17 protein-coding genes are annotated in these 20,820 nt (G+C 57.3%); 12 read left to right on the top strand and 5 right to left on the bottom strand.

Translation table 11 applies throughout. The annotated features are described in order from the left end of the window. Positions 1 to 116: 116 nt before the first annotated feature. Positions 117 to 1,022, bottom strand: coding sequence for a LysR family transcriptional regulator (locus tag CAI21_RS10715; protein ID WP_116302283.1), 906 nt, complete (start codon positions 1,020 to 1,022; stop codon positions 117 to 119). 103 nt (positions 1,023 to 1,125) lie between these two features. Between CAI21_RS10715 and CAI21_RS10710 the strand changes: the two genes are divergently transcribed. Both CAI21_RS10710 and CAI21_RS10705 read left to right on the top strand, forming a co-directional pair. Beyond that, on the top strand, positions 1,126 to 2,349 hold the full coding sequence (locus CAI21_RS10710; protein WP_116302282.1) for an acyl-CoA dehydrogenase family protein: 1,224 nt from the start codon (positions 1,126 to 1,128) through the stop codon (positions 2,347 to 2,349). A 198-nt stretch (positions 2,350 to 2,547) separates the two neighbouring features. Beyond that, a complete protein-coding gene (locus CAI21_RS10705) occupies positions 2,548 to 3,018 on the top strand; it encodes a Crp/Fnr family transcriptional regulator (RefSeq protein ID WP_116302281.1) in 471 nt (156 codons plus the stop codon). A gap of 63 nt (positions 3,019 to 3,081) precedes the next feature. Here the strand turns inward: CAI21_RS10705 and CAI21_RS10700 are convergent, their stop codons facing one another. Continuing rightward, positions 3,082 to 3,879: an HD domain-containing protein gene (locus CAI21_RS10700; protein WP_181919373.1), complete on the bottom strand. Its 798-nt coding sequence runs from the start codon at positions 3,877 to 3,879 to the stop codon at positions 3,082 to 3,084. A 113-nt stretch (positions 3,880 to 3,992) separates the two neighbouring features. Here CAI21_RS10700 and CAI21_RS10695 point away from each other — a divergent pair, with 113 nt between their 5' ends. Beyond that, positions 3,993 to 5,000: a GlxA family transcriptional regulator gene (locus tag CAI21_RS10695; RefSeq protein ID WP_116302279.1), complete on the top strand. Its 1,008-nt coding sequence runs from the start codon at positions 3,993 to 3,995 to the stop codon at positions 4,998 to 5,000. A 185-nt stretch (positions 5,001 to 5,185) separates the two neighbouring features. Here the strand turns inward: CAI21_RS10695 and CAI21_RS10690 are convergent, their stop codons facing one another. Next, positions 5,186 to 6,463, bottom strand: a complete 1,278-nt coding sequence (locus CAI21_RS10690; protein ID WP_116302278.1) for a fatty acid desaturase — start codon at positions 6,461 to 6,463, stop codon at positions 5,186 to 5,188. Next, the gene (locus CAI21_RS10685) at positions 6,460 to 7,617 is read right to left on the bottom strand and encodes a fatty acid desaturase (RefSeq protein ID WP_116302277.1); all 1,158 of its coding nucleotides are present in this window, start codon (positions 7,615 to 7,617) and stop codon (positions 6,460 to 6,462) included. The genes CAI21_RS10690 and CAI21_RS10685 overlap by 4 nt, the downstream gene beginning before the upstream one ends. 692 nt (positions 7,618 to 8,309) lie before the next feature. On the opposite strand from CAI21_RS10685, the gene CAI21_RS10680 reads away from it, so the two are divergent. The 9 genes from CAI21_RS10680 (at position 8,310) to CAI21_RS10640 (ending at position 19,515) form a co-directional block, all read left to right on the top strand. Further along, complete coding sequence (locus CAI21_RS10680; protein ID WP_116302276.1) at positions 8,310 to 10,148, top strand: fatty acyl-AMP ligase; 1,839 nt, start codon at positions 8,310 to 8,312, stop codon at positions 10,146 to 10,148. Positions 10,149 to 10,584: 436 nt separating this feature from the next. Then, positions 10,585 to 11,010, top strand: a complete 426-nt coding sequence (locus CAI21_RS10675) for a helix-turn-helix domain-containing protein (RefSeq protein ID WP_116302275.1) — start codon at positions 10,585 to 10,587, stop codon at positions 11,008 to 11,010. A 387-nt stretch (positions 11,011 to 11,397) separates the two neighbouring features. Further along, entirely contained in the window at positions 11,398 to 11,640 is a 243-nt protein-coding gene (locus CAI21_RS10670) for an acyl carrier protein (protein ID WP_116302274.1), read from the top strand. Between the two features lie 4 nt (positions 11,641 to 11,644). After that, on the top strand, positions 11,645 to 14,260 hold the full coding sequence (locus CAI21_RS10665; protein ID WP_116302273.1) for an aminotransferase class III-fold pyridoxal phosphate-dependent enzyme: 2,616 nt from the start codon (positions 11,645 to 11,647) through the stop codon (positions 14,258 to 14,260). Positions 14,261 to 14,292: 32 nt separating this feature from the next. Further along, positions 14,293 to 15,456, top strand: coding sequence for an acyl-CoA dehydrogenase family protein (locus CAI21_RS10660; RefSeq protein WP_116302272.1), 1,164 nt, complete (start codon positions 14,293 to 14,295; stop codon positions 15,454 to 15,456). A 132-nt stretch (positions 15,457 to 15,588) separates the two neighbouring features. Next, positions 15,589 to 16,923, top strand: coding sequence for a fatty acid desaturase (locus tag CAI21_RS10655; protein ID WP_220347959.1), 1,335 nt, complete (start codon positions 15,589 to 15,591; stop codon positions 16,921 to 16,923). An 18-nt stretch (positions 16,924 to 16,941) separates the two neighbouring features. Further along, positions 16,942 to 17,991, top strand: coding sequence for a ferredoxin--NADP reductase (locus CAI21_RS10650; RefSeq protein ID WP_116302271.1), 1,050 nt, complete (start codon positions 16,942 to 16,944; stop codon positions 17,989 to 17,991). A 27-nt stretch (positions 17,992 to 18,018) separates the two neighbouring features. Then, the gene (locus tag CAI21_RS10645) at positions 18,019 to 19,002 is read left to right on the top strand and encodes a fatty acid desaturase family protein (protein ID WP_116302270.1); all 984 of its coding nucleotides are present in this window, start codon (positions 18,019 to 18,021) and stop codon (positions 19,000 to 19,002) included. Between the two features lie 18 nt (positions 19,003 to 19,020). Beyond that, entirely contained in the window at positions 19,021 to 19,515 is a 495-nt protein-coding gene (locus CAI21_RS10640; RefSeq protein WP_116302269.1) for an HIT family protein, read from the top strand. A gap of 84 nt (positions 19,516 to 19,599) precedes the next feature. Here the strand turns inward: CAI21_RS10640 and CAI21_RS10635 are convergent, their stop codons facing one another. Beyond that, positions 19,600 to 20,739, bottom strand: coding sequence for a hypothetical protein (locus tag CAI21_RS10635; RefSeq protein ID WP_147305093.1), 1,140 nt, complete (start codon positions 20,737 to 20,739; stop codon positions 19,600 to 19,602). Between the last annotated feature and the right edge of the window lie 81 nt (positions 20,740 to 20,820).

Here is a 20,820-nt window from a genome sequence, read left to right as displayed (position 1 = left end):
AGCTTGCCGGACAGGCAAGCACCTATCCTGCTGCTGGAAAATCATTTCCAGCAGCAGATAATCGACCGAATGCAGACGCGAGCGAAAGCGCTTTTACCGCACTGCCTATGAAAACATTATACTGCTTCTAAAACCGCTATAATTTGCTGCCGCAGCCAATAGTTAGCCGGGTCGTTATCGACATTGGCATGCCAGCAGAGATAGACATCCTGCGGCGGCATATCCAGCGGGAAAGGCACCAGCGCATAAGCATCGTCAATATTAAGCAGGCCTGCCAATCGCCCCGGTATCGTTAGCAGCAGGTCGGTTTCCCGCACAACCCGCGAAGCCGCAAAGAAATGCTGGCAACGGAGGCTTACCTTCCGTTGCAAGCCACCCCGAGCCAATTCGAAGTCTTCCATCCCCTGCCCCGTACGGCGGGAGCTGACCAGAATGTGGCGCTGCTCAAGATACGCCTCCAGGTCCAAGCCATCTGCTAGGGCTGGGTGATCCTTACGCGCCATGACCACTAGCGGATCGGTGTTGATATGAACATGGCGAATATTGCGCGAGCGCGGCAGCAACGAATCCGTCACCAGATCGAGCTGACCGCTAAACAAATCGGCTTCGATATCGCGACGGCGGAAACTAACCGTGGCGATTTCCAGCTCCGGCGCCGACTCGCTCAAGCCGTACATGAGCCTAGGTAAAACGCGAAGCTCCAGCGCATCGCGGCAGCCTAAGGTGAAACGCTGGGCGGAGACTCCCGGATCAAAGCGCTTTGCCTCGTTCAGGGTCAATTCCATGGCCCGTAGCGCCTGTCGTAACGGCCCGATGAGGTTGCGGGTAAAAGGCGTCGGCACCATCCCGTGCCCCTCGCGCACAAACAGCGGGTCGCCGAGCAAGTTCCGCAATCGGCCCAAGGCATGACTCACCGCCGGCTGCGTAACGTTCAGCCGCTCTCCCGCGCGCGTCAGCCCGCCTTCGGTATAGATGGCTTCGAGGACCACCAATAGGTTCAGATCAATACGCGATAAATCCATGTCATTTATAATACCTCATAATAAACATTCATTTGACTGATTAAGCACCGAAGCGCCAAGCTCTGATTACTAACCAGAAACAGCAAGCGAACGGAGCACGACGATGGATTTCCGGTATTCCCCCAAAGTTCAAGAGCTGCGCGAGAAACTGCTTGCCTTCATGGACGAGCATATTTACCCCAATATTACCGTCTACGAAGAGCAACTGGCGGAGAACCATAAAAACGGCCGCGGGTACGGCCCGGTGCCCATCGTCGAGGAGTTAAAGCCCAAGGCACGCGAACTCGGCCTGTGGAATCTGTTCCTACCGCCGGAGTACGGCGAGTACAGCCCGGGCTTGGCCAATCTGGAGTATGCGCCACTGGCAGAAATCATGGGGCGCGTCACCTGGGCCTCGGAAGTGTTCAATTGCGCCGCACCGGATACCGGCAACATGGAAGTGCTGGCTCGCTATGGCAGCGACGCGCAAAAACAGCGCTGGCTGATGCCCCTACTCGACGGCGAGATTCGCTCCGCTTTTGCCATGACGGAACCGGCCGTGGCTTCCAGCGATGCGACCAATATCGAAACGCGCATTGAGCGCGACGGCGACGAGTACGTGATCAACGGCCGTAAATGGTTCATCACCGGCGGCTGTAATGAGCGTACTAAGATATTCATTGTCATGGGTAAAACGGACCCGAATAACCCAGACCGGCATAAGCAACAGTCCATGATTATCGTGCCGAAGGACACTCCGGGCGTGACTGTAGTCCGCGACATGCCGGTTTACGGCTACTACCACGCTCCAAAGGGGCACCCGGAAATTTTGTTCGAAAACGTGCGTGTACCGGCCGAGAATCTCATCCTGGGCGAAGGCCGCGGTTTCGAGATCGCCCAAGGCCGCCTCGGGCCCGGCCGCATTCATCACTGCATGCGCGCGATCGGTCAAGCCGAGCTCTCGCTGGAACTGCTATGTAAGCGTCTTGCCTCGCGGATAGCCTTTGGTAAGCGGTTATCGGAACAAGGCGTATGGCGGGAACGGGTAGCCGATGCCCGCATTATGATCGACCAATCCCGCCTGCTGGTGTTGAATGCCGCGCAAATGATGGACTTGGTCGGTAATAAGGAAGCACGGCAGCAAATCGCTATGATTAAGGTCGCGGTACCCAACATGACCTGCCAGATCATAGATTGGGCTATCCAGGCGCACGGCGCGGCCGGCTACACCGAAGACTTCCCCCTAGCGGACCTCTACGCCTACGCACGCCATCTACGCACCGCCGACGGCCCGGACGAAGTACACCGTAACGCCATCGCCAAACTGGAGATGAAGCCTTACCTGTAAGCCTCATGCTGCTGCGGCTGTTCTAGCCGCAGCAGCAAATGCTCTCGCCCTACTCGCCTATCAATCGACTCGCCGTTGATATTTCGGGCTCCGGTCATAGTTGTCTGCTGAGAGGCTTGGCGCTAATTGCGCCTTCGCCGATAGTCAGGCCGATCGCCGCACTACTACGGGATCGGTCCGAGTCAGGAGATCGTGACTATGCTAACGCCTACCGCAAAGCAACTCTCGGAGTACGCTTTCTTCTCCGATATGAGCCCGGCGTTCATTGAGTTTATCGCGAAACATGCCACCGAAAAACGCTTCGGCCGCGAGCAGCTGCTATTTCGTCACGGCGAACCGGCAGCCACCTTTTACCTCATACTCAGCGGCAGGGTTTCGCTAGAAATACCCGCCATCAGCGGTCCCACCCTGGTCGTGCAAGAGTTGGGGCCAGATCAGGTGTTGGGCTGGTCCTGGTTGATCGCCCCGTATAAGTGGGATTTCAATGCAAGAGCCATCGAAGATACGTCGGTTCTAGAGTTCGACGGCCAGTCTATCCTCACCTATTGCGGGGAGAATCATGAGTTCGGTTATCAAGTACTTAAACGCTTCTCCGGACTCATGTCCGAACGCCTGGACGCCGCTCGGACACGGATGATGGAAGAGTGGAACCCGCCGGGCTTTGCGTAACCATAGCGGCCATACCGATACAAAGCGCCCTTCGACAGCGTTCGTCCTGGACTACGCCTAAAGTTACCTGCTCAGCGGGCCGTGCTTACTGTAGGGCATACCGTTCAATGGGTTACCGGCGGCTAGCTTGGCGAACCCCAACTTGCCGAGCACGGCGGCGTGGGAATTCGGCGCGTGCACCATCGCCGTCATCGTTGCCAGTATTTCTTCGCGAAAATCATGGCGCGGAAACCGTTGATGGACGTCGGCAATCGCAGCAAGCGGCAACAAATGCCGCCCAGCCCCGACGACATCCAAATGCGCCGCCCGTTGTAAGCAAACTGCTTCCGGCTCATGTTTCGCGATCGACAAGTACGGGTTCAGGTGATAGCTGATCGCTTCATAAACGGCTCGTTGTCGCTCTTCGGGCCAATGCAACTTGGCTACGGCTTGCTTTGCCTCGCGGGCACCAACAATAGCAAATCCGCAACAACTCGACGGTTTCGCAAACTGCGGCGACAAACCTAGATCGTGCAGCAGGCTCGCAACATACAACGTCTCGGTATCGACACGAAGGCCGTAGAACTGCGCCCACAGGTGGCCGAAATAGTACGTGCGCAGGCAATGCAGCCGTAGCGCTTGGGTGTAGTAGCGCCCCGCTAACTCATCCGCAACGCGAGTCGCAACGGAATCGGGCACCGCAACGGTATCGAGCCTCACGCGAGTCGTACGACGACGGTAGCTGCCAAACCGTTTTGCAGCATGCGATAGAGCCTCCGCCACTTGGGCTCTGATTAACCCCGCGAGCAAGCGCATCCGGTCAGCCGCGGACAAAATACCGTCGGTTTGCTCGCCCCATTCGTAGGAACCCAACCTTGCCATTGTAATAGCCTCTCGTAGTCGACGAATAAGGCATAGTGTGCTGGTAGGAGGCATGTGGCGGGATTGGCGTTATCGCCCTATTATTTGGCAATACCGCCAGCACGAGAAAGTAAATGGGACAAACACGCGTAGCCATTTTGCTTTATGCCGACTGTCTAACGATGGAAGTCTGTGCAGTCAACGATTTGCTGCTATTAGCCAACCGAATCGCACAAACCGAAACAAGCTGTGCCAGCCCCCCTTTTATCGTCGAAACGATCAGCGTGGGGCGGCGGAGAGTTACAGCGGCTGGCGGCATACGTCTTAGCGCGAGCCCCGCTTCGAGCAACATGGATCTATTAATCGTGCCGGGACTCGATTTCGGGGGGCTGGACATCTCGCGTACCAGGCTTGCCGAGCACGGTCGCGAAGCCGCGTTTATCCGTCGCACCTTCGCCCGCGGCGTACCGGTTGCTTCGATCTGTGTCGGCGCTTTTATGCTTGCCGAGGCGGGGTTGCTCAGCGGCCGCAAGGCGACCACGGCATGGCTATTCGCGCCGATATTAGCTCGCCTATATCCAGCTATCGATGTAAGACCCGATGCGCTGCTGTTGGAAGATACCGGCGTAACAACGGCAGGCGCCTTCAGCGCTGCGACCGACCTCGCCTTGCACCTCGTCCGCACCTTCGCCGGCCCTACCTTGGCGCAACAAACCGCGAACGTTGCCCTGATCGATCAAGGCCGCGATAGCCAAGCGCCATTCATCGATCGACGCTTACGCGCGCCTATTCAAGAGGACAAATTCTCTGCTCGCGTGCAGCGTTGGCTGGTTAACCACGTCGACGAACCCTATGACCTACCTCGACTGGCCGCCGCTTTCCACATCAGCCCCCGCACTCTCTTGCGGCGCTTTAAGAAAGAAACCGACACTTCGCCGCTTGCTTACCTGCAACAGCATCGAATACAGATTGCACAAGAGTTGCTGCGCTCTACTTCGCTCACAGTCGCGCAAATCACCGAACGTGTCGGCTACGCCGATGTCGCCACGTTCTGCTCGCTGTTTAACCGTCGGGTACGGCTGTCGCCGACAGCCTACCGTAAACGCTTCTCGAACCCAGCCATTATCGATGCCGCGGAGTAAACGAGCGCGCTACCGGCTCCAAAGCTTGCCCTGCGATTACTGCGCGGTGGGCACTCGTCGGGTCTGCAAGGCAGTACGTTTTATGCTTGCACAACAAACGACGTAAAGCGGGGGCAGCGCGACATTCGGCATGCCCGAGCCCCCGCTCCTGAGCCTTGTTTATCGACTGTGGCAACAGGGCGATATCAGGCTTGTCCGGCAGAGGCAAACGTATCGCGGACTTCCGCTTCCGCACCCGACAGCGCCTGGCTACGTAACTTAAGGTGGGCGACTTTCTCTTCGTGCGTCATAGGCTCCCACGGCTCGTACTTACGGGCGACGACATTAAAGGCCCCCAGCACGGTCAGATATAAAAACAGATCCGGCACGCCAAGATCGCGGATTACGATCGAGTCCGCCTTTTTCATCTGTTCGCGCATGGCCTCGAATTCCTGCGGGGATTCCGTCCAGTGTAGGCCGGCCCGATGATGATGCACCAGATGATAGCCTTCGTTGAGGAAGTTCACCGGCGTCTCCAACAGCGTAACGGTATTAGTCATGTAGTTGTCGCCGTCTGCGCGGCCACCGTAGAACGGATGCTGAACCCAGTTGTTAAGCCCCAAAATAAACGCTGACGCCAACCAGGGCACCAGCACATAAAACACCGCGATCTGCCAGCTGTATAGGGCAATCGGCAGGACGAAGGCGAAATAGACCAAATTCCCCTTGATTTGAATCGCTGCCAAATCATCGCGCCCGCGTCGCTTAAAGTAGAGATAAGGCGTAATCAGGAAGATCTGATAAAAAACGTGGCCGATCATAAACCGGTAGAAATCCCACAGGCTCGCGTGGTTATAGCCGGCAGACTCGAAGGCATCGTCCTCGCCGGCATTTTCGCGATGATGTTGCATCACGTGCGCGACGCCGGATTGAATCTGCCCGGTCGGCAGGCTGAATAGCAATGCAATAAAGGTAAACCCGAACACCCGCTCGAACGGGCTCGGACCTTTGAGAATGCCGCCGCGCCGGTGAACCTCCTGGTGCCAGGCACTGAAAGTTCGCACAAAACCCCGTAGTTTCGGACCGAACACCAAGGCATAGAACGTCAACACCAGAAACCAGTTGATGTCGACCACTATCAGCTGCACCACGAAGACCGGCACCGTCGTCAGTATTAGCGAGATCACCGCCGCCAGGATGGGTTCGTCGCGCGGGTCTTTCAGTATGCGCCGGCCTAAGCGATAAATCGCGGCATGGTAAGCAACGTGCCACCCGTTAGCCACAGCGGTGACGCCGGGAATCAGCGCCAACAGTTGCCGTGCCCCATGCAGCACCATACCTAACGCGAAAATAACGCTAATCGCGGCCGTACTGGCGAGGATGAACAATACTCGTAACGGTAGCAGTGCGTAATGCAGCAGCGGATTAATGCCACCGGGCAACGCATTGCGTCTTGGCTCGCTTGCTGTGATGACTTCGCTCATACCGACGCTCCTTCCAGCTCACGCTGCTGCAACGGCTCCTCATTATCCGCAAAAGTACCTGCCGGCTTCGCCCGCAGTTTGATATGAGCTATCTTTTCCTCGTGAGTCATTGGCTCCCAAGGCTCGTACTTGCGCGCCAGAACGCCAAATGCGCGAAATACGGTCAGCAACAAGAAGAAGTTCGTCACGCCAAGATCACGGAAGACCATCGAATCGGCGGCCTTGAGATCATCGCGTAGCCGCTCGAACAGCTCCGGGCTTTCGGTCCAATGCAAGCCGGGGCTGTGGTGATGGCAGAGGTGGTACCCCTCGTTGAGGAAATTAACCGGGGCTTCTTTCAAAGTAATGGTATGCGTCAAAAAGTTATCGTAATCGCGCCGCCCGCCGTAGAAGGCATGCTGCACCCAATGAATAACGCCTGAGAGGAAATTCGAAGCTCCCCATGGCACGAGCATGTACCACAGGGCAATCTCCCAACTGTAAATAGCCACCGGCAGCAGCACCGCGAAATAAACGATGTTGCCTTTGATCATGATGGCAGCCTGGGTGTGTTTACCTTTGCTTTTGAAGTACAGGTACGGCGTAACCATAAATTGCTGATAGATCACATCGCGCGTCATATAGCGGAAGAAATGCCAGAGGTTGGCATGGTCGTAGCGATGCGATGCGAAGGCGTCTATACGCGTGCCGTTCTCCCGGTGATGCTGTTGCGTATGACCGACCGCGTGCGGAATAAGACCGCTGACGACGCACAGGAAGGCGTAAAAGAACGAGCTGCCGCAGGCCTGTTCGTACGGACTACGCCCCTTCAAGCCGTTGTGGTGTCCCTCCTGATGTAAGGCGCTGAAGGAGCGGACATAGGCACGCACATTCGGCCCGAACACCACAGCATAGAATGCCAACACCAACCACCAGTTGATTTCGTAAAGCACCAACTGCGCGATGAAGATCGGCAACGCCGTTGCGGCTAACGAAATCACCGCCGCTAGAATAGGTGCATTGCGCGGATCGACCATGACTCGCCGTGCTAGCGGCGTAATCATCCCGTGATAGTGTTCTAGCAGCCAACGCGACAGAGGACGCACACCGGGCACTGCTCCAAGAAGTAGGCGCACTGCGTGCAACACTGCTGCAAGCGCAAAGATGCCGACCATGCAGACGGTGCTCCAAATCACCAGTGCGACCCGAACGGGCCATAGCGCAAAATGCACAAAAGGGTTAATACCGCCTGGATAGCGAGGAATCCCCCCCGGGCGGCGTCTGAAGAGTAGGTGCGGGTATCCATTAAGAATCCATTCCCCCTGTATTGAGGCTGACGTCCGTCTGTCTGCTCAACATCGGCTGGCAATGCCATCATTGCACTGCTGTCATCCGATATGCCCAAACGGCGGGCCAACAGCCGTGAAGTTCCATTTTTTGTGGTCTACTTCACCAGATTAGCACAGTATTTGAGCAAGTCAGCCTATAACAGTAGGGGACACAGCTGATGGCTCTGCTATGGTTCTAGGTAGAGGTCTTGCAATGTCCGGCCATCTTGCCCGGGCAGGACAAGCCTCCTAGAACGGCACAGGGATGTGCCGTTCTAGGATCGAGTACGCAAGTGCTCGATCCTGGGAGCGCGCCAAGGGCAGGTACCGGGGCGCCGCGAGCTGAGAAAGTCCATGGATGGACTTTTTAGGCAACCTGCTAGTGGCGTTGCGGGCCCTGGCCAAGGGCGTCCAGCCATTACCGGCGGGCCGCATCTTGCCAGGAACCGAGAGCGACACACTGAGCCGGCACATCGAAAAATGACCGGCCACTAGCATGATGCAAGCGACGTAAAAACTAAGAAGAGCGAAGGAACGTAATGAAAACCATCCGGCTTAAAGCGCCAAACTACACCAACTTCTCCGACTGCCTGCGCCACCACGCGGAGGAGATGCCCGACGCGCTGGCATACAGGTTCCTATTGGATGGTGGCAATAACGAAGCGACACTAAGCTTCGCCGAGCTCGACCAGGCGGCTCGCGCGACCGCTGTCTCGCTGCTACAAAACTGCCGCCGCGGCGACCGCGTAATTATTCTGCTCAAACCTGGCTTCGAGTACATCACGGCTTTCTTCGGCTGCCTCTACGCCGGAGTAGTCGCCGTACCGGCCTACCCGCCCAGTACGAGCAAGACGCTTGGCCGCCTCGATGCCATCATCGCCGATTGTCGCCCTACGGCGGCGTTAACAACGCCGGAGCACGTCGATGCAATCCACCCGCGGCTCAATGCAACCGCACCGGGAGCCCGCGTTTTCACGCTACCCGATATCGATATGGCCACTGCCGACCAGTGGCAACCCACGACCGGAAAGTCGAGCGACTTAGCCTTCCTCCAGTACACCTCGGGCTCCACGGGAAATCCCAAGGGAGTTATGATCTCGCATCAAAACCTGATCGTTAACTCCACTACGATTCAGCAGCATTTCAACAACCGCCGCAGCGGCCATGTCGTCAGCTGGCTGCCTCCCTACCACGACATGGGCCTCATCGGGGGCATCTTGCAATCGGCCTTTGTGGGTTGCCCCACAACGCTAATGACGCCAATTCACTTCCTGCAACGGCCAGTACGTTGGCTCCGGGCGATCACCAAGTATCGCGCCACCGCCAGCGGCGGCCCCAACTTCGCCTATGAACTCTGCGTGCGAAAAATCAAGGATGAAGACCTGGCAGAGCTCGATTTGAGCAGCTGGGAAGTCGCCTTCAACGGTGCCGAGAACGTTCGGGCCTCGACGGTAACCGCTTTCGAAACCAGGTTCGGCCCCTGCGGCTTTCGCCGCCGAGCGAGCTTCCCCTGCTACGGTCTCGCCGAAGGCACCTTGTTGGCCACCTCGTCCGGCGTACTTCAGGGCGCCTTGATTCGCCATTTCGATACGGAACAACTCGCCCACAACGTCGCCGTACCCGTCGAGCGAGCGAGCACCGAAACGGGCGACACCGAGCATAGCCGTGCGCTGGTCAGTAGCGGCCGCGCATTGCCGGGGGAAGAACCCGTCATCATCGACCCCGACACCGGAGAAAAACTGCCGGAAGGTCGTGTTGGCGAGATCTACGTCATCGGCGGCAGCGTTGCCGAAGGCTATTGGCAGCGTCCCGATGCTACCGAGGCAACTTTTAACCATCAACATAACGGAACCCCGCGTCGCGTCCGTAGCGGCGATCTAGGCTTCATCTCTAATGGCGAACTATATGTCACCGGACGCCTAAAAGACTTGATCATCGTCAATGGCGTCAATCATCACCCATCCGACATCGAAACCACCGTGTGCAACCTACACTCCGGCTTCAGACCCGACGGTTCGGCGGCCTTTAGCATCGTCATCGACGGTACCGAGAGGGTTGCCGTGGCACAGGAAATCGAGCGGCGTGCCTTGCGCGAGCTGGATATCGACAAGCTACTTTCCCAGATCCGCACCAGCCTCTGGGATGATCACCGCCTGATGCAGCCGGTCATCATCCTCACGTTCGGCGGTAGCTTGCCGCGCACCTCCAGCGGCAAGATCAAGCGACACGCATGCCACCACCTACTGACGCCACTCGTCGAGCGCCTACGAAACGGCGAACCGACCGACGACCTCCCTATCGCCAACCGCCTCATTACCGTGGAGGTTGCCGGCACAACGCTCAATTCGACTCAGGAGAAAGAAGCCGTAAGCGCCTAACACATTGAGATACAGCGGCTGCGTGCGCCTTCGGCGGCGTGCGCAGCCATCGCCAAGGAACGATGACAATAATTACAAGGAGCCTCGCCATGCTTGCTCACTTGTCGGACCAACAAACTCCAGACACAGCTGTGCTACAACTGCTGGCATCGATTTTGGGTGCTAAGACCCTGCTCGGGCTCAAAAAAAGACTGCCGATGCACTGAAACACCTGTTACCTTGCGACCACTTTGCATTCGCTATCGTCGAACGACGTGCCGACAGCCTTTATGTAAACGACCTGATCCATACCACACCTTCCGGCTACGCCAGAGCGCTGGTTCGTCGCGATGGTCTAGCACCGTCCACAAACGCCGATATCGTCAGACAGATCGGTCGGGCGCGATTCATCCGCACCGAGTCATTATGCGATCCTGCCGACCAAGGCTGGGCCGAGTTGCTCAAGCGTCACCACATCGAAAACTTTGCCTGGACTATCTTACCGGATACGGAGGCCGACTCGTTCATTGCTTACTTGTTTCATAACGTTTCTCCCTCGGTGGCGGCAGAGTGCAAACCACGCGTTATGCTGCTGGCTCCTCATATTCACATAGCACTCAGTCGCGCCTTACCCAAACGGGGAGATAAAGCCAGAGAAACAGGCCCGGCACCGTTTTCGCAGCAGCCAACACCGTTATCCAAGCGCGAGCAACAAATCGCCGGCTGGGTCGCCTGTGGCAAAACTAACTGGGAAATCGGCCAAATCCTTAAAATTAGCGATCTGACGGTAAAAACTCACGTGCAGAATATCCTCTGCAAGCTATCCCTCACCAACCGCTCTCAGATCGCAGCTTGGTTCGCCGAGCATAAGAAAGCCTCGTAAATTTCGGCCATAGACGCGCCGTGCTTGCACGGCGGCGTCTATGGCCGAGCCGTGCGGCATTCTCTTCCCGGCTTTCAACAGCCCCCAAAACCACTCTGCTCCGCCCCACCCGCAACGCTTTTCTTACTTAGAACGAACCGCGCGAAACCGAATCGACAACAGCCCACTACTCCGGTCAGCGTATTGCCCATTTCCCACCCAATGCTTTCATTATTCATAGGGCAAATTACTACCAGCGAGCGCTCGCTGAAGTAGCGGTAGCGGGCCCGTAACGGCCCGCTACCGCTAACGCCCAGACCCTTGCCGGGGACTGTCTTTCACGCCGGCTTTTGCCGGACATTTTTAGAAAAACATCCGCAGTCGATGCGGCCAAAAGGAATTGAGCGAGTGAGCCTAGACGACATTATCGACATGGTTTCCCAAGCTGTTGCGGCGGTTCTCGACACCGACCCACAGTCATTGGACCGCGAACGCCCGTTTCACGAACTAGGCATAGATTCCGTCCTCGCAGTGGGGCTATCCGCCGAGTTCGAAGACACGCTCGGCGTTGTGCTGGACCCGGAGATCGCGTTCGAACACGACACCGTGAACAAAGTCAGCCATTACCTTCATACACTGGTAAACCCCTAGCGTTATGAGCACTTCAATCCTGAATCAAACACGCCAGGAACTGCTGGGTTTCTTCGGACTCGACGAAACGATAACGCAAGCGTCCGGCACACGCCTTACGACCGCCAGCGGTCGACAGCTGATCGATTTTGCTGCTCAGTTCGGAGCGGTCCCGTTCGGCTACCAGCCGGCATCCATTATCTCGGCCGCCAAGCAGTTTCTGGATTCCGAACAACCTACATTCGTCCAACCGCTGGTCAACCCGATCGCCGAAACGCTGGCTCAGCGCTTGATCGAACTCGCTCCCGGCGATATGACCAGGGCCACCCTGACAACCAGCGGAGCGGAAACGGTCGAAGCCGCCATCAAACTCGTGCGAGCCGCTACCAACCGGACACTCATTCTCGGCACCGACAGCGGCTTCCATGGCAAGACCCAAGGTGCAGTCGGGGTCACGGGCGATCCCCAGTACCGCGAACCCTTCCACGTCGATGCGAGCGATTTTGCGCATGTTCCTTACGGCGATCTACCGGCGTTAGCCGCCAAGCTGGAAACTCGGCAGATTGCCGCGTTTTTTGTCGAAACCGTGCAAGGCGAAGCCGGTATGCGCACACCGCCTGCACAGTACCTGCTGAAAGCGCAAGAACTCTGCCGCCAGTACGGCACGCTATTCGTGGTCGACGAAATCCAAACCGGGCTCGGCCGCACCGGCTCTTTGTTTTCTGCAACGGCGGAAGGGCTGAGCCCCGATGTATTGCTCCTAGCCAAAGCGCTCGGCGGCGGACTCGTGCCGATCGGCGCCTGTCTATACGGCGAACGAGCATGGAACCGCGACTTCGACCGTTTCCACAGCTCTACCTTTGGCATCAACGGCTTTTCCGCAGCGATAGCCACAGCCGTCCTCGACCAACTAACGGCGGACAACGGACGTATGCTTACCGCTGTAGCCGACCTCGGCGCCTACCTCCGCAATGCCCTCGAACGCCTAGTGGAGCGGTACCCCAATGTCTTCCGCGGGGTGGACGGTCGCGGACTGATGCAGGGGCTAAGCCTACGAAACTGGCCCGGCGACCGTTTATATACTTTTTCGCTGGCCAGCTCTTTAGGCGCGCTGGTACCCATTGTCTGCGGCTACTTGAAAGCTCGCCACGGCGTGCACTGCTTGCCTGCTCTTAACGCAGGCAACGTGCTACGCATCCAGCCGTCGCTGATCGTCACGCGCGCAGAAATCGACATCCTGATCGAAGGGCTGACGACCGCGGCCGAACTTATCGACCACGGTCGCCAACATCGCCTAATTTTGGAGGCGAACGACTTTCCACCCCAGGCGCCGGGCTTCCGCCCCAGCATGCCCCCGCCCGCGCCCGCCACATCCAAGCGCAGGGGGCGCTGCCTGGGCCGATTTGCCTTTCTCCTGCACCCAACCAGCGAAGACGGCGTCAACGGCGATAGCATACTCGCGCCGCTGGAGCTAGCAGAGGAAGAAAAAGACTTCATGCAGAAGTGGTTGCGGCGCTTCACCGAATGGGCCAAACCGAACCTCGAAGCAGGCGTCACCTATCATGCCCGCAAAGTCTTCAATGCCGACGGCGATTATGTCGAAGGCTGGTTGATCGGCAGTCTTCTGCAACCCAAGGACTTCATGCGGCTAAGCCTCGCTAAGCGCAAGAAACTATTGCAGAACTACGTCAACGCCGCGTCGGAATTGAATATCGACTTTCTTGGCCTAGGCGCCTACACCTCCGTTATTTCCAATGCCGGCGTAGATATCGTCAACGACGCCTTCCACACCACAACCGGCAATAGCCTAACTGCGATGGTCGGCGTCGAAGGCCTTACCAGCGCCTGTCTTGAGCGGGGTAAACCGTTGGCAAAGCGCCAAACCGGAGTAATCGGCGCCTACGGCTCCGTCGGTCGACTCGCCAGCCTGCGACTCGGCAAGCTTTGCGAGCGCCTGGTTCTACTAGGCAACGCCGCCAATCGCAATGCAATGCAGCAACTTAGCTGGGTAGCGGGCGAAATTTATCGAAACGCTCTGCTCTCGCTCCAGGCCCAAGAACCGAGCGGGATAGCCAAGCCGCTGAGCGCACTCGTTCCGAATCGCGAGCAGATTGAGCAACTGCTGTCCCTAGGCGAGGACGAAGAAGGTCTGACTAAGCTATTTCAGGCCATCGAGGCGCTTGCCGCAGAAGCTAACCGACCGCCTCCGCTTACCATCGCTTCCGAGTTGGAATCTTGGCTACCGCGACTCGAAGCCATCCTGTCCGCGACCTCAAACGGCTCGGCATTTATCGATCCCAGCTCGCTACATCCCAGCGCTGTGATCTGCGACTGCGCACAACCCCCGGACATACAGCGCCATACGGTGACGCAACGCCCCGATATCCGCGTCGTCGAAGGCGGGCTAGTAAACCTCCCCGATAGCGGCTATCGGTTTGGTCACCAGAACCTCGACGACATGCCGGATGGCGTCACCTACAGCTGCCTGGCCGAAACCATCGTACTGACCATGACAGGCAAACGCAGAGACTACAGCATCGGCAAACGCCCTCCTCTCGCCGATGCCGAAGAAGTGCTGCGCCACGCCCTCGCCCTCGGCTTTAAACCTGCCGGGGCGCAGCGCATCAAACGGGCCGGATAATTACCATTTACTGAAAGAGAGGCTGCCAATACATGTCGATTCAAGAAGCCAGAGCGGCTACCGAGCAATACCTGCCAGGACTAATCGCCGAACTCAAGCATCAGGGTCTAATGCAGCTCGAACACGCCGAACCGGCGCAGCTTTGCCAACTATTTCGCCGCTCCAACGCCGCCGGCCTACTCATCCCCCAACAATACGGGGGGCTGGGCGCCTCCCCGCGCGACACCATCAATGTGCTGCGAGCAGTAGGCTCTTTATGCCCTTCGCTGGCGGTCATGATGACGATGCATCATCACACGATTGCGACCATCGTTCAGCTCGGCGGCATCATTCCGGCCGCCGAAGACCTGCTACGTTCGATCGCTAACAATCAACTACTGCTGGCCTCCGCCTTCGCCGAAGGAAAACCCGGCTCGCCCATCTTCAATTCCAGCCTTAAGGCTAGTGCCGTAGACGGCGGCTTTGTCCTCCGTGGGACGAAAAAACCCTGCACCATGAGCCATGACATGGATGTCATCGTCGCCGGCGTCGCCTGCACCGATACAGGCGGCGTCGATCATCAAGGTTTTGCGGTCATCTTCGCGGAAGGCGCGAACATCACCCGCGAACCATTCTGGAAAACTCCCATCCTCCGCGCAACCGACAGCAATGCTCTGATATTTAACGATGTTTTTGTGCCGGATGAAATGGTGCTATTAGCCGAAGGGGCCAATGCGGAAGAGATCGAAGCCTCCGCCCAAGAAGCCTCCATCTCAGGCTTGTGCTGGTTTCAGCTAATGGTCGGTGCAAGCTATTTGGGTGCTGCCTCGGCATTGGTCGAGCTACTCGTTTGCAAGCGCGGCGTGCAGGATACCCACCTCGCCCAGCTAGCGATCGAACTCGAAGGTGCACATCAGGCCTTGCTCGGCACAGCCGGCACGCTCGAACAGCGGCAGGAGGCCGATGCGGGATTGTATAGCCAAGCGCTGTGCTCGCGCTTTAGCGTTCAAGCAGCTATCGAACGGGCAAGCAATCTCGCCGTTGAGCTACTGGGCGGAATGAGCTTTATCGAATCCGAGCAGGTGAGCTACTTACTGGCAGCATCCCGCGCCATTGGTTTCCACCCTATCTCGCGTACCGCTGCCGCGCCGACCCTGGCAGATTTCCTGCGCAACACCGGATCGACAGTAGACGCGCCGGAACCGGCGCATGTTTAAGAAAAGGGCACCGGCATGATTAGCTTGGCCGGCATAGAGGCGTTTATCCGCTCACCGCGGCCAACCCTGCGCCGACTATCGCCAAGCACATGCCTACGGACTACAACAATTTATGCCCAACAAAGAGCCGCTTTGGCAGGAATTACAGTCGGCCAAAGCGGCATGCTTATCGAACAAGAGCCTGACCTGCGCATGTCCCTATACAACGCTAGCCTCTATCCAAAGCGTCCCGGCAACGTTAATCCACTGCTTCATGCCTTATTGCTGCCGGTATTCGCCGTCTTAGTGGCCTTTAACACAGTGGCCGCCGGCGCCATTTTGTTGCTGTCCATCCTTTTGCAAGGCGGCCGCCGGTTACTTGCGCTCATACCTGGGCTGGCCACGCTCGGCAACGGGATTGTCGAGCGTTATCACGCCCTCGTACAGCGGCTTGCGAACCGAATTCTGAAAGACCCGCGCGACGAACCTATCCTGGCAGCCGCTATTACGCTTGGGCTCACGGCCTTTCCGGTACTCGGGCTGCAACTTGTCCTACAAGAGATTGTCTGGCCGCTGGTACTGGCCTTCTACGCATTCGTTTACGGGCCAAATATCCGCGCTTTCGTACGCTCCTTCAGCGCCATGCATCAAGAAGGGCACCGCCGCGGCGGCATTTTCAAGGGCGATAGCCGCTGCGAGACCTGGACCGGCAACACATTCCTCTACATTTTCTTTGCCGTACCACTAGGTTTGGTGCCGCACGCGACCGCCCATCTGCAGCAGCATCACCGCGAAAACACCGGCCCGCTCGATATCTATGCCACCGCACGCTACAACCACGCCAACGCTTGGCACTTCATGGTCTATATGGTGCGCGAGGTTATGTACCAGCAATTCATGATCTCTCCATACTTGTACTTCAAAAGCCGACGTAAGACGGCCCAGATGCGCAGTATGGTGATGGGCAACCTGATCTACTTCGGCTTACTCGCCTTGCTGGCGCTGTACAGCTGGCAAATCGCGGTGCTGTACATGCTCATACCCTGGGGTGCCAGCAACTTTCTAATGGGCGTCATCCACTGGGCGCAGCACGCCTTCTACGGCGGACAACAAGATCCTAAGGATTTCATGTGCAACACGACGACCCTTCTGGAAACACCCGTCAATGTGCTGAACGAGGGCTATCACGTGTGCCATCACCACTGGGCGAACGTGCATTGGTCGGAGTCGCCCGCCCTGTTCGAAAAGATCAAACCGGAAATGAAGGCTTCCCGCTCGATGGTTTTCCGCGACCTCAGTGTGCTGGATCTGTTCTTACTCATGATGTTGCGCCGTTTCGACACGCTAGCTGCCAAGCTCGACTGGTGGGAGCCGATGTCGCACGCGGAAAAGGTAGAGCTGCTGAAACAGCGCGTACAACCGGCACCGATAGCCGAACAAGAAAAGGATTTCCACCGGCACACGTTGACAAAAAACGCTGCTGCCTAGGCAAGCCGGAACCGACTTATGAAGAAGTTACAGAATTTGAAAGTCGTGGCCATCGAACCTGAAACCGATGACGCCGTTACCATTCATTTCAAACAGCCGTTACTGCGCAAAATCAGCTACTCGGCAGGTCAGTATCTAAGCTTCGAAGTGGATACCGGCGATGGCCGCGTGTGCCGGGCCTACTCTCTAAGTAGCACGCCCGGCATCGATAAACACCTGTCGATCACCGTCAAGCGGGTCCAAGGCGGCAAGGTATCGACGCAGTTCGTGCACGCATTGAGCGCCGGCGACAGCGTAAAAACATTCGGCGCCCAAGGCTCGTTCGTCCATACTCCAAGCCCTCGGCAGCCGCGACACTTGGTGCTATTTGCCGGCGGCAGCGGAATCTCCCCGCTGTTTTCGATCCTAAAAAGCGCGTTGCATTTCGAGCCGGGCAGCTATGTGTCGCTGGTTTACTGCAATCGCACACCGGAATCCGTCATCTTCCGCGACAAGTTAACGAAGCTTCAGACACAGTTTCCCGGCCGACTAGCGATTCGGCACATCTTTTCCCAACCGCAGCCTGACCAACCGGCCAACCGGCTCACCCACCAAGGCGCCACAGAACTATTCTCTTCTCTGCAACGGCAGTCGGAGCAACCGGTTGAATATTACCTGTGCGGCCCGTCAGGGCTAATGGAGCAAGCACTCGAGGCACTTACCGAACTCCAAGTCCCCGAACCTAGCGTCCACTGCGAGCGCTTTGTCACAGCGAGACAGAAAACCGGCTCCGGCAATACCGACGTACCGAACACACCGAAGAAAGTCTCGCTGCAGATGAACGGCCAGGAGTTCAGCTTCCAAGTCTTGCCTGAGCAAACGATTCTGGAAGCCGCGCTAGCCAACGGCGTCGAACCGCCGTTTTCGTGCCGAAGCGGCTTCTGTACAGCCTGCGTCTGTAAAAAGCTGGCTGGCGAGGTGGCTATGGAAGAAGGTCACGGCCTTTCCAAAAGCGAGCTGCAAATGGGTCAGGCACTGATGTGCGTTGGCCGCCCGTTAACAGATGAAGTTCGCTTACAAATCGAATAACCCATTAATCCCGACGAGGTCTACACGATGGACAGAACAGACCTGCTGGCTGCGCAAGACGAAATCCGTTTAGCAAAACGGGCGGATCTCAAAGTCGCCAAGGACCGCAACGCGGAACTACTCGCGCTGCTGAAACCTGTACCGGAGAAATTTCTACTGGCACTTACCATCCATCTGGCCGTGTGGTTCGCATGCGCCTTACTCATCGCTTTCACCGACTCGATACTAGTGCATATCGTCGCGGTGCTCATCATGGGCAACCAGCTACATACCTTCACGGTGCTACAACACGACTGCGGTCATCAGAGCGCGTTCCGCTCGCGCACGTTAAACAAATGGTTCGGTCGCGCGCTGGCAGCCTTCATCGTCTTTCCGTACACGGCTTTCACGGAATGTCATAAGCGACACCACCGTTACCTCGGCGATCCGGAGAAAGACCCCGACGAATGGCACTACACGGACGGCGTAAAGTGGCTATTTGTGCGCATTGCTCTGTTCGTACCGCGCTTTACCTACCTTTCGATGGTGCGCTACGGCAATAAGGTACGCAATGCCGTACTGGCCGAGCTGGCCGTCAATCTCACCATCGCTGTTGCTTTGTTCGCACTCTTTATCTGGCAAGGTTTAATCTATGAGTTTGTGCTGATCTTCGTGTTGCCGCTGCTATTGCTCGCACTGGTGATCAATCCCATCTCGCGCGGCTACGAACATTACCCTATGGCGACGCTGCCGTCCGACGACGAAGGACGGCTCGACCTAGCCAAGAACACCATCACCGTAACGAGCCGTTTATTCGGGCTTATATGGGCAAACATCAACTATCACGTCGAACACCATGCTTATCCCGCGGTTCCCTTCTGCAATTTGCCTAAACTGGCGAGGCTGATGGCGGACAAGGAGTTTCTGCGTGACCGCTGGGTTCTCGAGCGTGCCTTCGCAAACTCGCCTCCTGCGGAGGAAGATAGTAGTCTGGTAGCCGACACTCGCCCCGCCGATAACCACGTAAAGTAGCAGGAGAGCATTGCCGCCATGGATTGCCTTTTTTGTAAAATTATCGCCGGCTCGGAACGTTGCGCACAGGTCTACGAGGACGATCTATCCTTTGCGTTCATGGATATTCACCCGCTAGGCGACGCGCATGTGCTTTTAATTCCGAAACAGCACGTAGAAAAGCTAGAAGAACTCGACGCACAGACGCGACAACATCTCTACCGGGTATACGACTTTCTGTTGGCCGCGCAACGCAAGGCGGGCTTCGGCGTGGAAGGCACCCATTTACTGGTCAACGACGGCAAAGCTACCAACCAGCACATTCCGCACGCCCACCTGCATCTCATCCCCCGCAAGCGCGGCGATGCGTTCAAATTCGGCTATCGGATGTTTCTACACTTTACCGGAATCTTCGGGTTTGCCACGCCAATGGAGAAGCTTCAGGAACAAGCCGAGCAAATTAAGGCTCAATTTTCATCGCTTAGCGCGCCCAAGGTAGACGACGCAAACTACCACCGCACGGGCACACGCTAGCGGTGCGCCCGGGCGCCCCCTGCCCGCGGGGCAACATGCGACACACTTTAATGGATAGCATGTTGCCCGCCTTTTGCCTCCTCGCTAAGGCGCCGCGCACCAAGGGTCGTCCTTCATTGCTGCACTCGCGCACAACGCTTCACGGGCGATACGGGCATCCGTCACGTAGTACAGCGTACGCAGCCCTATATCCCGGCGCCCCATATTATGAAAAATAAGGCCGACTTGAATATCTCCGGCACTGAAGTTTTGATCGTTAGCCGCGAAGTAACGAGCCGCTCTTCCCAACTCGTCGTCTTCTAGCAGCTCGATAGTGCGACCAACGCCGATCTGGTAAGACTGCGTGAGAAGGAAACCGTAGAGTTGTTCGCGCTTCTCGGTGGCCATTGCGCCGAAAACGGCCATAAACGGTTCCCGCAAATTGCGGTGATTCTGCTCTACGAGCCGTAGAGCGCAATCGACCTGAGCGATACGATGCAGCCGATATCGTTCCGGAATCTCGCAGTCATCAAGAACTTCGGGCCTAAGCTGCATGATTCCTCGGGCTGCCTGCGGCGACAAGGCATCTTTCTGGCCGCCGCTTTCAATGATGGTCTTACCCAAAAACGTAGGCATCACGCCATCCGGGAACGTAAACCGCCCTTGCGCTTTACGATGCTCGTACACTATGCGAAACAACTCGACCAGCGAAACCTGGCTATCGGGCTCGCCGACACGAATACCGTCCCATGTCCCCCAAATCCTGTACTCGTCGGTCGCCCCCGTTAGCCGGGCGATCGCCACCGCCATGTCGGCATCGGGTTGATGGCACGCCAAGGCTAACGGGTAACCGCGGCTGTTCGCACTGCCACGGCTCCAGTAAGCGGCACGCTCCTGTTGCACTAAGCGCTGTCGCGTATCGTTAAGCCGGTCGATAGTCGCCTCGCGGCTATCCGCATCGTCGATGTAGGCTAGAAACCGTGCACGATGGTCGAACAACAAATGTCGGCGAGACTCGCCACAATACCCCTCCCCCAACAAGACCCAACTGCGAATAGTGGCGAGGTTCTCCGCTACGCCCTGGCTCGCCCAATAGGGGGTCTTACGCACCACATTCAGCCAGTTGCTCTCCGGCTCCGCCGCCGCACTAGCCGGCGCGGCATATAGCATCACGCTCAGTAGACTGAACACGACGAACCGGGGCCGATACAGGAAGAGAAATAAGCGATGCAGAAACGCAGACATAGGAACCACCATATCGCACGACGAACAGTGAGCTTAAACCAAGCCGATCGTTACGCACCATAACTCATGCCTCGCATTGTC

Origin of the sequence: Alkalilimnicola ehrlichii (assembly GCF_003399765.1) — a bacterium.
Lineage (GTDB): Bacteria > Pseudomonadota > Gammaproteobacteria > Nitrococcales > AK92 > AK92.
This window is presented reverse-complemented; position numbering and strand designations above follow the sequence as displayed.

Coding starts and splice junctions, on each gene's coding strand:
- CAI21_RS10715 (WP_116302283.1), bottom strand. CDS start 1,022: ATGGATTTATCGCGTATTGATCTGAACCTATTGGTGGTCCTCGAAGCC.
- CAI21_RS10710 (WP_116302282.1), top strand. CDS start 1,126: ATGGATTTCCGGTATTCCCCCAAAGTTCAAGAGCTGCGCGAGAAACTG.
- CAI21_RS10705 (WP_116302281.1), top strand. CDS start 2,548: ATGCTAACGCCTACCGCAAAGCAACTCTCGGAGTACGCTTTCTTCTCC.
- CAI21_RS10700 (WP_181919373.1), bottom strand. CDS start 3,879: ATGGCAAGGTTGGGTTCCTACGAATGGGGCGAGCAAACCGACGGTATT.
- CAI21_RS10695 (WP_116302279.1), top strand. CDS start 3,993: ATGGGACAAACACGCGTAGCCATTTTGCTTTATGCCGACTGTCTAACG.
- CAI21_RS10690 (WP_116302278.1), bottom strand. CDS start 6,463: ATGAGCGAAGTCATCACAGCAAGCGAGCCAAGACGCAATGCGTTGCCC.
- CAI21_RS10685 (WP_116302277.1), bottom strand. CDS start 7,617: ATGGTCGGCATCTTTGCGCTTGCAGCAGTGTTGCACGCAGTGCGCCTA.
- CAI21_RS10680 (WP_116302276.1), top strand. CDS start 8,310: ATGAAAACCATCCGGCTTAAAGCGCCAAACTACACCAACTTCTCCGAC.
- CAI21_RS10665 (WP_116302273.1), top strand. CDS start 11,645: ATGAGCACTTCAATCCTGAATCAAACACGCCAGGAACTGCTGGGTTTC.
- CAI21_RS10660 (WP_116302272.1), top strand. CDS start 14,293: ATGTCGATTCAAGAAGCCAGAGCGGCTACCGAGCAATACCTGCCAGGA.
- CAI21_RS10650 (WP_116302271.1), top strand. CDS start 16,942: ATGAAGAAGTTACAGAATTTGAAAGTCGTGGCCATCGAACCTGAAACC.
- CAI21_RS10645 (WP_116302270.1), top strand. CDS start 18,019: ATGGACAGAACAGACCTGCTGGCTGCGCAAGACGAAATCCGTTTAGCA.
- CAI21_RS10640 (WP_116302269.1), top strand. CDS start 19,021: ATGGATTGCCTTTTTTGTAAAATTATCGCCGGCTCGGAACGTTGCGCA.
- CAI21_RS10635 (WP_147305093.1), bottom strand. CDS start 20,739: ATGTCTGCGTTTCTGCATCGCTTATTTCTCTTCCTGTATCGGCCCCGG.